The organism is Dyella koreensis (genome assembly GCF_044904565.1).
Lineage (GTDB): Bacteria > Pseudomonadota > Gammaproteobacteria > Xanthomonadales > Rhodanobacteraceae > Dyella_D > Dyella_D koreensis.
Genome location: NZ_JADIKD010000011.1, coordinates 206,586 through 220,992, shown reverse-complemented (window position 1 = coordinate 220,992; position 14,407 = coordinate 206,586). Strand labels below are relative to the sequence as shown.

The window sequence follows — 14,407 nt, the reverse complement described above, 5'->3', positions numbered from 1 at the left end:
GTACGTGGCAGGGGCTGACGCTACACTAACGCGATTTTTGCGGCCCCTAAAGTCGCACCTCAATGGCAAAGTACCGGAGAGCCTGATGGCGAACGAAGTCGTCGATCACGGCCGCCGCCGCTTCCTCACAGCGACCACGGCCGTGGTTGGTGGTGTTGGAGTCGTCGCGGCAGTCGTGCCCTTCATTAAGTCGTGGGAACCCAGCGCTCGAGCTAAGTCCGCTGGAGCTCCGGTCACGATCGACATCAGCAAGATCGAAGCAGGCCAGAAAGTCACCTATCCGTGGCGAGGCCTTCCGGTGTTTGTGGTCAATCGCACCAAAGAACAGCTGGACGCCTTGCCGGGCCAGGATGCTCGCCTGGTCGACGCCAAGTCGAACGGCAGCTCCGCTGAGCAGCAGCCGGCCTATGCGCAGAACGAGACCCGCTCGATCAAGCCCGAGTGGCTGGTGATGGTCGCGCTGTGCACTCATCTGGGCTGCGTGCCCGATTTCGTGCCGGTGATGAAGCCCGAGCCGTTCGATCCGGAATGGAAGGGCGGCTTCTATTGCCCTTGCCACAAGTCGCGCTATGACATGTCGGGCCGCGTCTACCAGGGCGTGCCGGCTCCGAAGAACATGTTGATCCCGCCGTACCATTTCATCGATGACACGCATATCCAGATTGGCGTGGATCCGAAGGAGGCCGGCTGATGGCCAGCGTATTCACGCGTATCGGCGATTGGGTCAATGAGCGTGCGCCGAACCTGGCGCCGACCTATCGCAAGCACATGACCGAGTACTACGCGCCGAAGAATTTCAATCTTTGGTACTACTTCGGTTCATTGGCGATCCTGGTGTTGGTCAACCAGATCGTCACCGGCATCTTCCTCACCATGAACTACAAGACCAGCGCGGCGGAAGCCTTCGCCTCGGTCGAGTACATCATGCGCGACGTGGAATGGGGCTGGCTGATCCGCTACATGCACTCCACGGGCGCTTCGCTGTTCTTTGTGGTGGTGTTCCTGCACATGTTCCGCGGTCTGATGTACGGCTCGTACCAGAAGCCGCGCGAGCTGGTGTGGCTGCTGGGCATGCTGATCTTCCTGGTGCTGATGGCCGAGGCCTTCATGGGCTACGTGCTGCCGTGGGGCAACATGTCGTTCTGGGGTGCGAAGGTGATCATCTCGCTGTTCGGCACGGTGCCCGTGATCGGCAACACCCTGGTCGAATGGATCATGGGTGACTACCTGCCTGCCGACGCCACGCTCAACCGCTTCTTCGCGCTGCACGTGATCGCGTTGCCGCTGGTGCTGTTGCTGCTGGTGGTGCTGCATCTGGCCGCGCTGCACGAAGTAGGCTCGAACAACCCGGATGGCGTGGAGATCAAGAAGGGTCCCAAGGGCAACCGTTGGGATGCCAGCAAGCCGGCCGACGGCATTCCTTTCCATCCGTACTACACGGTGAAGGATCTGTTCGGCGTCAGCTGCTTCCTGCTCATTGCTGCCTTCATCATCTTCTTTGCGCCGACCTTCGGTGGCTGGTTCCTCGAGCACGACAACTTCGTGCCGGCGAACAATCTGGTGACGCCGACGCACATCAAGCCGGTGTGGTACTTCACCCCGTTCTACGCCATCCTGCGCATGATCCCGTCGTTCTTCAGCACGGCGATCTGGGGTGTGCTGGGTATGTTCGGCGCGATCGTGCTGCTGTTCCTGCTGCCGTGGATCGACGCTGGCAAGGTGCGCTCCATCCGCTACCGCGGTGTGGGCTACAAGGTGGCACTGGGTCTGTTCGTGATCTCCTTCATCGCCCTGGGTGCCGTCGGCGCTGGTGTGGTGGCGGAAGTGATCCCGGCCTGGTTCGGCAGCCACATCGACGTGACCTTCTGGGAGAACCTGTTCGGTCGCGTGATGACGGCGGTCTACTTCGGTTACTTCGTGTTCCTGTGGATCTACACGCATCGCGGTCTCGAGAAGACCAAGCCGGTCCCGGAGCGGGTGGTGTATGACCATGACTAAGCGGCAGTCCCTGATGAAGCGCACTATCTCCTCGATTGCCCTCGCGGTTGGCCTGTTGGTCGGCAGCACCACGGTCATGGCTTCGGAAGAGGGCGGATTGCCTTCGGCCGGTACCAACGTGAGTGATAAGGCTTCCCTGCAGCGCGGCGCCAAGTTGTTCTTCAACTATTGCGTCGGCTGCCACTCGCTGAAGTACGCCCGCTACTCGCGCATCGCCGAAGACCTCGGTCTGAGCGAGAAAGAGGTGATGGACAACCTGAACTTCACGGGCGCCAAGTTCGGCGAGCCGGTGATCTCGCATATGCCGGAAGAGTCCGCCGCGACCTTCTTCGGCAAGGCGCCGCCGGACCTGTCGCTGGAAGTGCGCGCCAAGGGTGCGGACTGGGTCTACGGCTACCTCAATTCGTTCTACCTCGACCCGACCCGCCCGGTGGGCTGGAACAACACGGTGTTCCCGAACGCTTCCATGCCGAACCCGTTGTGGGAACTGCAGGGGTTGCAGACTGCCGAGATGAAGAAGGTCGACGGCGACGAAGTGGTCGAGAAGCTTGAGCTGTCCCGCCCGGGTAAGCTCACGCCGGCCCAGTTCCAACAGGCGACCCGCGACCTGACCAGCTTCCTGGAGTATGTTGCGGAGCCGGCGGCCCTGCAGCGTCAGCGCTATGGCATCTGGGTGCTGTTGTTCCTGGCCGGTTTCTCGCTGCTTGCGTACGCGCTCAAGAAGGAATATTGGAAGGACGTCCACTAAGACGTCGCTCCGTGGCCAGCGGGTGGCGGCTTCATGCCGCCATCCGCGATTAGTCGATGGGGAGGCAGCGCATGGTTCAAAGCGCACGTTCGCGGTCCGTACTCACCCTGTACTCCACTGCCGATGACATCCAGTGTCACCGCGCGCGGTTGGTGCTGGCGGCCAAAGGGGTCAGCTATGAGCGGGTGCAGGTCGATCCGAGCAAGCCACCGGAAGACCTGCTCGATCTGAATCCTTACGGCACCACGCCTACGCTGGTCGACCGTGACCTCACGCTCTATGGCACCTCGGTGGTTTGCGAGTACCTCGACGAGCGTTACCCCCACCCGCCGCTGATGCCGATCGATCCGTTGTCGCGCGCGCGCCTGCGCCTGGCGACCCTGCGTATCGAGCTGGATTGGTTGCCCGAGGTCGATACTATTCGTGCCGGAGGCCGCCCGGCCGACGCGGCGCGCAAGCGCTTGCGTGAGCACTTGTTGGCTTCGTTGCCGCTGTTCAAAGCGGCCAAGTTCTTCTTGAATCCGGAGATGAGCCTGGCCGATTGTCTAGTGGCGCCGGTGGTGTGGCGTCTGCCCTGGCTGGGGGTGGAGTTGGGGCGCGAGGGCAAGCCGATCCTCGACTATGGCGAGCGCTTGTTCCACAGCCAGGGTTTTGCGCGCAGTATGACGGCCGAAGAAAAGGCCATGCGACCTTGAGGTCGCCTTAGGAAGTATGAGTAATAACGATCAACACGTTCCGATGAGTTCCAATCGCCCGTACCTGCTGCGGGCGATTTACGACTGGATCACCGACAACAACCTCACGCCCTACGTGCTGGTGGATGCAGCACGCGAAGGTGTGCGCGTGCCGCCGCAGGTGGTGAAGAACGGCCAGGTCGTGCTCAATCTGGCCATGCGCGCGGTGGCCAATCTTGACCTCGGCAACGAGTGGATCAGTTTTCAGGCGCGCTTTTCCGGCGTGAGCCATTCCATCCTGATTCCAGTGCAGGCCGTGCTGGCGCTGTATGCGCAGGAAAACGGGCAGGGCATGATGTTTCCAGCGGACGAAGGTGGCGACACGCCGCCGCCCGCGCCGGAGCCTCCGAACGATACGCCGCCGTCCGATGGCGACGACGCCGGCGACAAGCCGCGCCGTGGTGCGCCGTTCCTGCGCGTGGTGAAGTAATCGCGGTTATCCCGTCATCGCCTCAATGAAGGCGATGATCGCTGTTCCGGTCGTGGCTCAATCTGCGCAGGGGAACCACATTGCTGGTGTCATGGGTCGCGCTGTTCGGCTCAGGAATGCGTGTTTCGATGGTGGGCAAGCTAAGGCCGGTCAATCGCCGCTCGACCAGCCACAAGCGTCCCGGTTCGCGATCATTGCCGTCGATGCTCACTTCGAAGGTGTAGCAGCGTTCGAGTACGTGCCGTCCGTCGAGGCGCCGCAGACGCAGACTACGCAGGCCGACCGTCTCGTCGAGCAACTGCAGGCCATGCCGCTCGCATTGGCGGCGTGCCTCGGCCATGGCCAGCTCGCGGGCGCGGCTGAGCTTCAGCCATAGGCCGATCAGGCCAAGCAGCAGCAACAGCCATATCATGTCGGAGAACTTGCCCATGCCCGCAGTGTGTGGGCGACGGGCGGGCGCTGCAAGGACTCTTAGTCCAACTGCAGGCGCAGCGACAAATCGACGGCCTGCACGTGCTTGGTCAGGGCGCCTACCGAGATGAAATCCACGCCGGTGCGTGCGTACTCGCCGATGGTATGGAGGTCGACATTGCCGGAAACTTCAAGCGGCACCCGGCCAGCGGTGATGCTGACGGCTTCGCGCATTAGCGGTGGCGTGAAGTTATCGAGCATGATGCGGTCTACGCGGGCATCCAGCGCCTGCCGAAGTTCGTCGAGATTCTCGACCTCCACTTCCAGCAACAACGTGGGGTGCAGCCGGCGAGCGGCCTCCACCGCGGGGGCGATGCCGCCGGCAGCGATGATGTGGTTTTCCTTGACCAGGATGGCGTCGTACAGGCCGACGCGATGATTGTGGCCACCGCCGCAACGGACGGCGTACTTCTGCGCAATGCGTAGACCAGGCACGGTCTTGCGTGTGTCCAGCACCTTCACTGCGGTACCTGCAACCGCGCTCACATGAGCGGCGGTAGCGGTAGCGGTGCCGGACAGCAGTTGCAGGAAATTGAGGGCGGAGCGTTCGGCGCTGACCATGGCGCGGGCCATGCCTTCGAGCCGGCAGATCACGGAGCCAGCGGCGGCGCGGTCGCCATCGGCCAATTGCCAGTCGATGCGGACGTTGGGATCGAGTCGCCGGAAACAGGCGTCGAACCATGCGCCGCCGGCAATTACCGCGTCTTCGCGACAAGTCAGCGTGGCGCTGGCGCGCGCATCGGCGGGAAGCAGTTCGGCAGTGGCGTCACCCGCGCCGATGTCTTCGGCGAAGGCACGTTCGATGTCCGCCTGGACCTGTGCGGTCGGCGGTGGGGCAAGCGGCTGCAAAGAAGTCATTCGGTATCGGAGGTGGAGGCCGTCGCTGGTTGGCTCAATTTGCCGACAATGGCATCCAGCGCGCGATCAAACAAGGCGGTGGATTCCAATACGCGTGCGCGTCCGGCGGCGAGTTCGATGGCCAGTTCATGGGGCGAGTAGTCCGCGACCTTGAGGCCGCGACGATTGACGAACAGATAGCGGCCGCTCATCGGGCTGATCCAGGAGAGCTTGGCGCGCTCCAGGGTCTCGCCTTCGGTGACGAACTCGAGCCAGGTGCCCGGCTTCAGTTCGGCCACCATGCGCAGCTCCGGCGTGTCTTCGACAGGCTCGGGCGCAGGCTCAATGGCATCCAGCGCGGCTTCGCTTTCGGCGATCGGCTGGATGCTCTCCGGAATAGGCAGAGTGGCTGCGGCTTCCGCCGCCTGTACTTCCGCCGCCGGCACGGACTCGCCGAGCTGATGGCGGTAGTAGGTATGGAGCTGCGCCAGCAGACGCTCGATGTCGTTTTCCTGGAAAGCGACATTGGCCAAGCCGCGGCGCAGCGAGCGTTCGATGCCGGGCAGCATTTGCCGCAGCGTGCGGCGTTCTTCAATGCTGCGGGCTGCGCGGGTGCTGTCGATGAAGTCGTTGACGAAACGCAGCGCATCGCGGAACTCGGATGACTCCTCACCCTGACGCAGGATGGTGAGCACCATGTAGTTCGCCCACGCGCGCGACAGGATGCCGTGGATCAGCGGCGGCAGCGAGTGATCGCCGATGCGTGTGAGAATCTCCCGCGCAGCGCGGCGGCGCGCCTGTTCCAGCTTCTCGCGGCCACGCGTGGATTCGGCTACGCGCTGCTCGGCCAGTTCGGCACGGCGACGGCTCTGATCCTGAAAGTCCTGCAGCTCGGTATTGAGACGTTCGAAGATGCTCAGGTCATCGTCGAATTCCTGCAGCAGACTGTCGACGATGGACTTCACCTTGTCGTGCAGGCGATGGTCGCGATCGGATTCGGCTGACCAGCCCTTCGCCGCATCCGCCAGGCTGTCGAGCAACCGGCGGGCCGGATGCTGGCGATGCGCGAACAGGCGGCGGTCAAGAATGGCGGCCTTGAGATAAGGAATCTGCAGGCGCGCCAGCATGACCTGCATTTCCGTCGGCAGGTTGCGGTCTTCGAGGATGAACTCGAACAACATGCCAACCAGGTCGATGGTGTCCTCGTCCATGGTGGCCACCTGGCCAGGGCGCTCGCCGCGCAGCGAGCCGATCTGCGAGAGCAATTGCTCCTTGAGATGGGCTACTTCCTGCAGCACGCTGGCGGTGGATTGGACACCGCGCATAGGCAGAGGACTGCTGACGGTGGCGGCCTGGCTCTGCAGCACGCTGAGCGCGCCGATCAGCTCATTAACCGTGGGCACCTGCAGCGGCCCGCCGATCGGGAGATTCTCCGGCAGGTCGCCGCGGCGCGCGCTGAACAGGGTGCGCAGTGTCTGCAGCAATTCCGCGGATGCCCCGCCATCGTCCGGCAGTACGCCAGACGGTGCCTGGGCAACGGCCTCACCGGCGCTACCTGGTGTCGCACCCGGCTGGCGCAGCACTTCGTGGCGTAGCTGCGGCAGCACGCCCGCGCGAACCAGCTCGGCGTTGATCTCTTGATACAGCTCGTCCAGCGAAGCGAGTACGTAGCGGTCAAACAGCTTGTAGATGATCAGCTTGACGCGCATCTCGGCGGACAGCTCGCGCATCGCCTGGCGGAACGCCTGGGTGAGCGAGGCCGGCGCAACCGGATTGTTCGCGTCCTCGATACGGGTGCCGCCATAGATGACCGACAGGCGCTGGTTCACCGCGAACAGATCGCGGGTCAGGCGCGTTTCGTTCTTGCCGATCATGCTGGTGATCGCGAGCGATTCCTCCAGCTCGTTATCGGCGACCAGGGTCAGCTCGACCGTGCCGATGGGCAAGGGCACGCCGCTGGCGGTTTGGCGTTGCTGCGCCGCGAAGTCCGCGATGTCGCGTGTGACGGTGCTTAGAAACGCGCGCTCCACCGCCGGCCGGCGTTTGCGCACTTCGCGCATACCGTCGAAGTAATGCATTTGGGCCGCATTGTTCTCGGCCTTCTCGGCCAGATCGAACAGCGCATCGTCGACATGCTCGAACATGCCGTTGACCAACAATTGCAGACGCCGCGAGGCGATATCACGCACCGTATTCAAGAGCGCGCCCCCACGCTCGCTGGACGGATCCAGGCGCTGGCTCAAGCTAACGATATTGGAAGGCTCACTGGCGTCTTTCATCGCCACACCCCTGAAGTGTCCATCGCGCGATGGCGGCCTACAGGCCGCATGGCACAAACGATACGCGAAAATCCGTGATCATGTCATGCGCAGGTTGGCATACGCCGCATCCTGTGAACCGCATCAAATTGCGGTTCCGGGGTGGAGCCAGGCTCAGGCGGCGGCCGGGAAGTCGCGTAGCTGGGGGGTGCCGATACCTTCCTCGGGCAGCATTACCGGGATGCCGTCGTCGATGCGGTAGATCACCTTGCGGTCGATGGTGATCAGGCCCTCGGTCAGCGGGGCGCGCACCGGTATGCCGGCGACGGTGTCGACCTGACCCTGGCCGATGGCGACGTTGAGTGCATCGAGTTCGCTCTTGCCGAGCAGCCGCACCGGGGTCTTGCTGACCGGGCAGCAGAGTATGTCGAGCAGACGCTTATCCATGGGTCGCAGGGTCGTGTGATAACGCGGAAAGTCCGTACAATATCCCCTTTTGGATGGCCGAACCATGACTTCGACTGCCAAGCCGCCACGTGTCGGCGTAGTAATGGGCTCCCGTTCGGATTGGGAGACCATGGAACATGCGGCCAGCGTGCTGACCGAGCTGGGTGTGCCTCACGAGGTACAGGTGGTCTCCGCTCATCGCACCCCTGACTTACTGTTCCGTTATGCCGAAGAGGCGGTGACGCGTGGCATCCAGGTGATCATCGCCGGTGCAGGTGGCGCGGCTCACCTGCCGGGCATGCTGGCGGCGAAGACCCGCCTGCCGGTGCTTGGTGTGCCGGTGCAGTCCAAGGCACTGAATGGTATGGACTCGCTGCTATCCATTGCGCAGATGCCGGCCGGCATTCCGGTAGGCACCCTGGCCATCGGGCGCGCCGGCGCCGTGAACGCGGGGCTGCTGGCCACCGCCGTGCTGGCCTTGAACGATCCGGCCCTGGCCGCGGCGCTCGACGCTTATCGCGCACGCCAGACCCAGACCGTTCTCGATAACCCGGACCCGCGCTCGTGACCTCACGCCGTCAACCTGTGCTGGGCATTCTCGGTGGCGGCCAGCTCGCGCGCATGCTGGCCCTGGCGGCGGCTCCGCTCGGGGTGAAAACGCTGGTGGTCGATAGTGCGGCCGATGCCTGTGCGGGACAGGTCGCCACGCTGATTACGGCGGACTGGACCGACTACGGCGCGCTGGAAGCCTTTGCGCGCGAGGTCGATGTGGTCACCTTCGATTTCGAAAACGTGCCGGCCGAGACCGCGCACTGGCTGGCGCAGCGCGTAGCGGTGTTTCCCGCGCCGCGTGCCTTGGCGGTGGCGCAGGATCGCCTGGCCGAGAAAACCCTGTTCCGCGATTGCGGCCTGACCACGCCGGACTTCATGGCGATCGACACGCGGGCCGACCTGGATCGCGCGCTGTCGACCATCGGTGCCCCGGCCATCCTCAAGACCCGCCGGCTCGGTTACGACGGCAAGGGCCAGTTCCGCCTCCGCAGCCTGGCGGATGCCGACGCAGCCTGGGCTGCTCTGGGTGCGCAGGCGTCTGCACATGGCCTGATCCTGGAAGCTTTTGTGCCGTTCGAGCGCGAGCTGTCGGTGATCGCCGTACGCAGTCGCGATGGCGACTTCCGTACTTGGCCGCTAACCCAAAACTGGCATACCGACGGCGTATTGTCGCTGAGCCTGGCGCCCGCGCCGGACGTCGGCACCTTGCAGGAGCGTGCCACTCAGTTGGCGCGCACGCTGGCTGAGCGCCTGGAGTATGTCGGCGTGTTCGCGCTGGAGTTGTTCGTGAAGGATGGCCAGCTGCTCGGCAACGAGATGGCTCCGCGCGTACACAACTCCGGCCACTGGACCATTGAAGGCGCGCTCACCAGCCAGTTCGAGAACCACGTGCGTGCGGTGCTGGGCATGCCGCTGGGCGACACCGCGGCGCGCGGCTTGTCGGCCATGTTCAACTGGATTGGCGAGTTGCCGGATGCCGCGCCCGTGCTATCTGCTGTCGATGCGCATTGGCACGACTACGGCAAGCAGCCGCGGCTCGGGCGCAAGGTCGGACATGCGACCGTTTGCGCGGGCAACGCGAAACAGATGGTGGAGCGCCTGGGTGGTATCGCGCATGCGCTTGGTCGCGACCAGCAGGTGGATCCGGCGGTGCGCGAGCTCGGCTGAAGGCTGAAGGCTGAAGAGCGCGGCGGCCATCTGTAGGAGCCCACCCTGTGGGCGACCTGCGATGCAATGACCATCTCGTAGGCTTGTCGCGCACAGGGTGCGCTCCTACATAAGCAACAGAAAGGCGGAGCCAACGATGGCTCCGCCTTTTTATTTGCGCAGGGATCAGGCCAGGTTCTTGGCCGCGAAGTCCCAGTTCACCAGCGTCCAGAATTCTTCGAGGTACTTCGGGCGAAGGTTGCGGTAGTCGATGTAGTAAGCGTGCTCCCACACGTCGCAGGTCAGCAGCGGCTTGTCGCTGCCGGTGATCGGCGTGGCGGCGTTGGAGGTGTTGACGATGCCGAGCGAGCCATCCGGACGCTGCACCAGCCAGGTCCAGCCCGAGCCGAAGTTGCCCACGGCCGACTTGGTGAATTCTTCCTTGAACTTGTCGAACGAGCCGAAGGCCTTGGTGATGGCGTCAGCCAGCTTGCCGCTGGGCTCGTTGCCATCCTTGGGGCTCCGCATCGAGTTCCAATAGAAGGTGTGGTTCCAGACCTGCGCGGCATTGTTGAACACGCCGCCCGAGGACTTCTTGATGATGTCTTCCAGCGCGGCGTTCTCGAACTCCGTGCCCTTGATCAGGTTATTGAGGTTGGTCACATAGGCCTGATGGTGCTTGCCGTAGTGATACTCCAGCGTTTCGGCGGAGATTTTCGGCTCAAGCGCGTTCTTTTCATAGGGAAGAGGAGGGAGTTCGATCGCCATGTGGTGGCTCCTGGGCGTTGGCTAAGGGGGGAGTCGGATCGACGCGACCGCGAACGGTGGCCGATGCACGACTGATACACTACCGATCTGCCTGCATTGTAATGATGAAACCCCGAGCTATGGACGTTAACGAGCGAATCAAGGCGGTGCTGGCCGAGCACCCCATCGTGCTTTTTATGAAAGGCACGCCGCAATTCCCGATGTGTGGCTTTTCCAGCCGCGCCGCCCAGGCGTTGAAGGAGGCGGGTGCGGACTTCCACGCAGTGAACGTGCTCGCCGACCCGGAAGTGCGCGCCGCACTGCCGCACTACGCGAACTGGCCGACCTTCCCGCAGTTGTTCATCCAGGGCGAGCTGATTGGTGGCTGCGACATCGTCGAAGACCTGAAGGCGTCCGGTGAACTGGCGCGCATGGTGGTCGACGTTGGCGGAGCGGCACAGGCATGACGCTGGCCCCATCGTTTCTGCCCGCCGGCTGGGTGCCGGCCGAAGGCTCGCTGGCCGGTCGCGTGGTGCTGGTCACGGGCGCCTACGGTGGCCTTGGTGCCGCGGTGGCGCGCGCGGCTTCACGCGCCGGCGCCACGGTGGTGATCACCGGCAAGCGCAAACGGCAATTGGAGCAGCTGTACGACGCCATGGTGGCCGAGCAGCTTCCCGAGCCGGTGATCCATCCGCTCGATATGGAAGTTGCTACCCCCAATGATTACCTCAACATGGCCGAGGGACTGGAACGCGACTTTGGCCGCCTGGACGGCATCGTGCATGCGGCAGTGAGTTTCAATGGTCTGGTGCCGCTCGCCATGCACAAGCCGGACGACTGGCTGCGCGCGCTGCACGTGAATGTGTCGGCGCCGTTCGCCCTGACTCAGGCCTGCATGCCATTGTTGACCCAATCCGCCGACAGCTCGGTGGTGTTCGTACTTGACGATCCGGAGCGGGTGAGCAAGGCGCACTGGGGTGGCTACGGCGTGTCCAAGGCAGCGCTGGAGCGGCTCGCTGAAGTCCTGCATCAGGAGACGGAGAGCAGTCCGTTGCGCGTGCATGCCTTGTTGCCGGCCCCGATGCGCACCGCGTTGCGCCGCGAGGCGTACTTCGGTGAGGACACCAGCAAGCAGCCCCTGCCGGATGCCACGGCAGAAGCCGCCGTGTATCTGCTCGGTCCGCAGGCCGTTGCGGCGCGCGGCACTGTGCTTGATCTGCGCAGTGACTGAGCGCACCGTGCACGCCATTCGTTTTATGCGCATCACAAGGGGCTGAGATGGAAACGCAGATGACCACGCTGTCGGCGGCGATCCTGCTGTTCCTGATCATGGATCCGCTCGGTAACATCCCCATCTTTCTCAGCTTGCTCAAGGACGTGGCGCCGAAGCGGCGCCGCTATGTGATGGTGCGCGAGTTGCTGATCGCGCTTGGCGTGCTGCTGGGTTTTTTGATGGGCGGCCAGCTCATCCTGAAGTTGCTGCAATTGCGGCAAGAGTCGATCAGCATCGCCGGTGGCATCGTGTTGTTCCTGATCGGTATTCGCATGGTGTTTCCGCCGGCGGATGGCGGCGGCATCTTCGGCAAGCCGGGTGAAGGCGAGCCTTTCATTGTGCCGATGGCGATTCCCGGCGTGGCAGGCCCTTCGGCCATGGCGGCGTTGCTGTTGCTCACCAACACGCAACCGGGCCGCACGGCGGACTGGGCAATTGCGTTGCTTGGCGCGTGGCTGGCCACGGCGGTGATACTGCTCTGTTCAACCTATTTGTTCCGCTGGTTAGGTGAAAGCGTTCTCACTGCACTTGAGAGGGTGATGGGTATGCTGCTGATCGCCTTGTCCGTGCAGATGTTCCTCGGTGGCGTGGCCGCGTATCTGCATCTGGCCGTTTGAAACGGCGTCGCGTGTAGTAGGGCAAGCGTTGGCTTGCCCTTTGCCGATCACCTTGCTGTCATAATCCGCAGCGAGCATGGGCGAAAGCATAAGGAGACGATCATGCTAAGTGTCGAACAGACCCTCAATGAACGTCTGCCATGGCTGGCTCAGCATCCCGGCATCATGCGTCCCGTGGCGGGCATGTTGGGGCGGCTTGCGGATGAGGATGGTTTCAATCGCGTCCTCACCGCGGTAGGCGACGTCGAAGGTTTCGACTTCGTCGAGCGCGCGCTCGACGTGCTGGGGGCTAGTTATTACGTCAATCCTCGCGAGCGGGAGAACATCCCGGTCGAGGGTGGCGTGTTGATCGTGGCCAATCATCCCTTGGGCATGGTCGATGCGCTGGCGCTGCTTCAGCTGGTGGGCTCGGTGCGCAGCGATGTGCGCCTGCTGGCGAACGATTGGCTGGCCTCGATTCCCCAGTTGAATCGCGTGCTGTTGCACGTGGATGTATTTGGTAAAGGCGCCGCCTCGCGCATGCGCGCGATCTATCGTGCGCTCGACAACGGCGAAGCATTGATTGTGTTTCCGGCTGGCGAGGTATCGCGCGTGCGTGCCGACGGCGTGCGCGACGGGCGCTGGTCTGACGGCTTCGCGCGCCTGGCGTTGCGAAGCAAGACACCAGTGCTGCCGATTCATGTCGCCGCGCGCAACTCCGCGATGTTCTATGGCCTGTCGATGTTGGCCAAGCCCCTCAGCACGGCCATGCTGCCGCGCGAAGCGGTGGCGCCGATCAAGCGGCGCATCGGTTTCAGTGTCGGTGCGTTGATCGGTGCGGACGAACTGGAACAGCGCAGTGGTGGCTCGACCGAGCAGGTCGCCAAATTGATGCGCCGGCATGTTTACCGCGTCGGCCGTCGTCGCGGTCTGATCTTTGGCGGACAAGCGCCGCTGGCGCATCCCGAGCCGACCGAACGCGTCGTTGCCGAGCTGGCGACGCATGCGGAGAAGCTGGCCGATCTCAATGACGGCAAGCAGGTCATGCTGTTCAAGGGCGCCGTGGACAGCGTGGTGTTGCGCGAGATTGGCCGTCTGCGCGAGCTGACCTTCCGCAAGGTCGGCGAGGGCACGGGCGCGCGTCGCGACCTGGATGCCTACGATCCCCACTATGAGCATCTCGTGCTGTGGGATCCCAAGGCGTTGCGCATTGTCGGTTCCTACCGGTTCGGTCATGGCGGTCGCCTGATTGGCGAGCGCGGCATGGCCGGTCTCTATACCTCCAGTTTGTTCAACTATTCGCCGGCACTGGAGTCACGTTTGGCGCAGGGGCTTGAGCTGGGGCGCAGCTTTATCGCGCCGGCTTACTGGCGCTCGCGCGCGCTCGATCAGCTATGGCAGGGCATTGGCCTGTATCTGCAGCGCCACCCTGATCTGCGCTATTTGTTTGGTCCGGTCAGCATGTCGGTAAGCCTGCCGCGTGAAGCGCGCGAATGGATCGCAGCCGCGCATCAGCATTACTTTGGAGCGCCCGGCCTGGCGGCTGCACGTCAGCCGTTCGTGATCTCCCCCGCAGTGATCGACGTGGTGCGCCATGCGCTGGAAGGGCTCGATCCCGCTGCTGGCCTGGGCAAGCTCAAGCATCACCTGGACGCGCTCGGCGTCAGTCTGCCGGTGCTGTACCGCCAGTACGTCGACCTGGTCGATCCCGAGGGCGTGCAGTTTCTCGACTTCGGCGAGGACCCGGGCTTCTCGGGTTGCGTCGACGGCCTGGTGATGCTCGATCTGGCTACCCTCAAGCCGGCCAAGCGTGCGCGTTATCTCGGCAAAGCCTAGGCACATTTCCTATCCCATCTGCAGGATCGGGCTGGTAGCCTGAGTTAACTTCCCAGCGACTCATTAGGGGTGAGTTGCTGGGGGTGGAGGTAGGGGAGAGGCCTACCTCTGGCTTCAAGTGATTGTTTTCACGCCGCTTGCCTAGTGAGCCACTTTATGACAAAGGGCTGGGCAGAGATAAAAACGACGTGAATTCGTCATAGAACTGTCTTACACTGTCGTTAAAGTCCGCTTAACACTTTGTTGGCAGGCGGGGCGGTCTCGCCGCTTAGTAAGCTCGGACCAAGCAAGAACATTCCGGGGAAATCAAAACAGAGCTTTCGATGAATGCCTG

At 63.3% G+C, this 14,407-nt stretch carries 16 protein-coding genes; 11 read left to right on the top strand and 5 right to left on the bottom strand.

Annotated features, from left to right (window positions below; translation table 11 throughout):
* The first annotated feature begins 85 nt into the window (after positions 1-85).
* The 5 genes from petA to ISS97_RS13040 all read left to right on the top strand — a co-directional run bounded on the left by petA (position 86) and on the right by ISS97_RS13040 (position 3,910).
* Entirely contained in the window at positions 86-691 is a 606-nt protein-coding gene (gene petA, locus ISS97_RS13060; protein ID WP_379983943.1) for a ubiquinol-cytochrome c reductase iron-sulfur subunit, read from the top strand.
* Positions 691-1,998, top strand: coding sequence for a cytochrome b (locus tag ISS97_RS13055; RefSeq protein ID WP_379983942.1), 1,308 nt, complete (start codon positions 691-693; stop codon positions 1,996-1,998). Before petA ends, ISS97_RS13055 begins: the two co-directional genes overlap by 1 nt.
* A 13-nt stretch (positions 1,999-2,011) precedes the next feature.
* Positions 2,012-2,746 carry a cytochrome c1 gene (locus ISS97_RS13050; RefSeq protein ID WP_379983941.1) on the top strand — a complete coding sequence of 245 codons (735 nt, stop codon included), beginning with the start codon at positions 2,012-2,014 and terminating at the stop codon, positions 2,744-2,746.
* Positions 2,747-2,817: 71 nt separating this feature from the next.
* Positions 2,818-3,441, top strand: coding sequence for a glutathione S-transferase N-terminal domain-containing protein (locus ISS97_RS13045; protein WP_379983940.1), 624 nt, complete (start codon positions 2,818-2,820; stop codon positions 3,439-3,441).
* Positions 3,442-3,484: 43 nt separating this feature from the next.
* On the top strand, positions 3,485-3,910 hold the full coding sequence (locus ISS97_RS13040) for a ClpXP protease specificity-enhancing factor (RefSeq protein WP_379983939.1): 426 nt from the start codon (positions 3,485-3,487) through the stop codon (positions 3,908-3,910).
* A 22-nt stretch (positions 3,911-3,932) separates the two neighbouring features.
* Here the strand turns inward: ISS97_RS13040 and ISS97_RS13035 are convergent, their stop codons facing one another.
* The 4 genes from ISS97_RS13035 to ISS97_RS13020 form a co-directional block, all read right to left on the bottom strand.
* Entirely contained in the window at positions 3,933-4,340 is a 408-nt protein-coding gene (locus ISS97_RS13035; RefSeq protein WP_379983938.1) for a DUF3301 domain-containing protein, read from the bottom strand.
* A gap of 41 nt (positions 4,341-4,381) precedes the next feature.
* Complete coding sequence (gene nadC, locus ISS97_RS13030) at positions 4,382-5,239, bottom strand: carboxylating nicotinate-nucleotide diphosphorylase (RefSeq protein ID WP_379983937.1); 858 nt, start codon at positions 5,237-5,239, stop codon at positions 4,382-4,384.
* On the bottom strand, positions 5,236-7,497 hold the full coding sequence (locus ISS97_RS13025) for a DUF1631 domain-containing protein (RefSeq protein WP_379983936.1): 2,262 nt from the start codon (positions 7,495-7,497) through the stop codon (positions 5,236-5,238). The genes nadC and ISS97_RS13025 overlap by 4 nt, the downstream gene beginning before the upstream one ends.
* A 153-nt stretch (positions 7,498-7,650) precedes the next feature.
* Positions 7,651-7,923, bottom strand: a complete 273-nt coding sequence (locus ISS97_RS13020) for a Trm112 family protein (RefSeq protein WP_379983935.1) — start codon at positions 7,921-7,923, stop codon at positions 7,651-7,653.
* A 64-nt stretch (positions 7,924-7,987) separates the two neighbouring features.
* Here ISS97_RS13020 and purE point away from each other — a divergent pair, with 64 nt between their 5' ends.
* Positions 7,988-8,491 (top strand): 5-(carboxyamino)imidazole ribonucleotide mutase, encoded by a 504-nt coding sequence (gene purE, locus ISS97_RS13015; RefSeq protein WP_379983934.1) that lies wholly within the window; start codon positions 7,988-7,990, stop codon positions 8,489-8,491.
* Positions 8,488-9,642 carry a 5-(carboxyamino)imidazole ribonucleotide synthase gene (locus ISS97_RS13010; protein ID WP_379983933.1) on the top strand — a complete coding sequence of 385 codons (1,155 nt, stop codon included), beginning with the start codon at positions 8,488-8,490 and terminating at the stop codon, positions 9,640-9,642. The genes purE and ISS97_RS13010 overlap by 4 nt, the downstream gene beginning before the upstream one ends.
* A 165-nt stretch (positions 9,643-9,807) precedes the next feature.
* Here ISS97_RS13010 and ISS97_RS13005 read toward each other — a convergent pair whose 3' ends face one another.
* Positions 9,808-10,389 (bottom strand): superoxide dismutase, encoded by a 582-nt coding sequence (locus tag ISS97_RS13005; protein ID WP_379983932.1) that lies wholly within the window; start codon positions 10,387-10,389, stop codon positions 9,808-9,810.
* A 119-nt stretch (positions 10,390-10,508) separates the two neighbouring features.
* Between ISS97_RS13005 and grxD the strand changes: the two genes are divergently transcribed.
* From grxD to ISS97_RS12985, 4 genes are all read left to right on the top strand, one after another.
* Complete coding sequence (grxD, locus tag ISS97_RS13000; protein ID WP_379983931.1) at positions 10,509-10,835, top strand: Grx4 family monothiol glutaredoxin; 327 nt, start codon at positions 10,509-10,511, stop codon at positions 10,833-10,835.
* Entirely contained in the window at positions 10,832-11,599 is a 768-nt protein-coding gene (locus ISS97_RS12995; RefSeq protein WP_379983930.1) for an SDR family NAD(P)-dependent oxidoreductase, read from the top strand. Before grxD ends, ISS97_RS12995 begins: the two co-directional genes overlap by 4 nt.
* 59 nt (positions 11,600-11,658) lie before the next feature.
* Positions 11,659-12,258, top strand: coding sequence for a YhgN family NAAT transporter (locus ISS97_RS12990; protein ID WP_090450747.1), 600 nt, complete (start codon positions 11,659-11,661; stop codon positions 12,256-12,258).
* Positions 12,259-12,360: 102 nt separating this feature from the next.
* Positions 12,361-14,073, top strand: a complete 1,713-nt coding sequence (locus ISS97_RS12985) for a GNAT family N-acyltransferase (protein ID WP_379983929.1) — start codon at positions 12,361-12,363, stop codon at positions 14,071-14,073.
* The last annotated feature ends 334 nt before the right edge of the window (positions 14,074-14,407 follow it).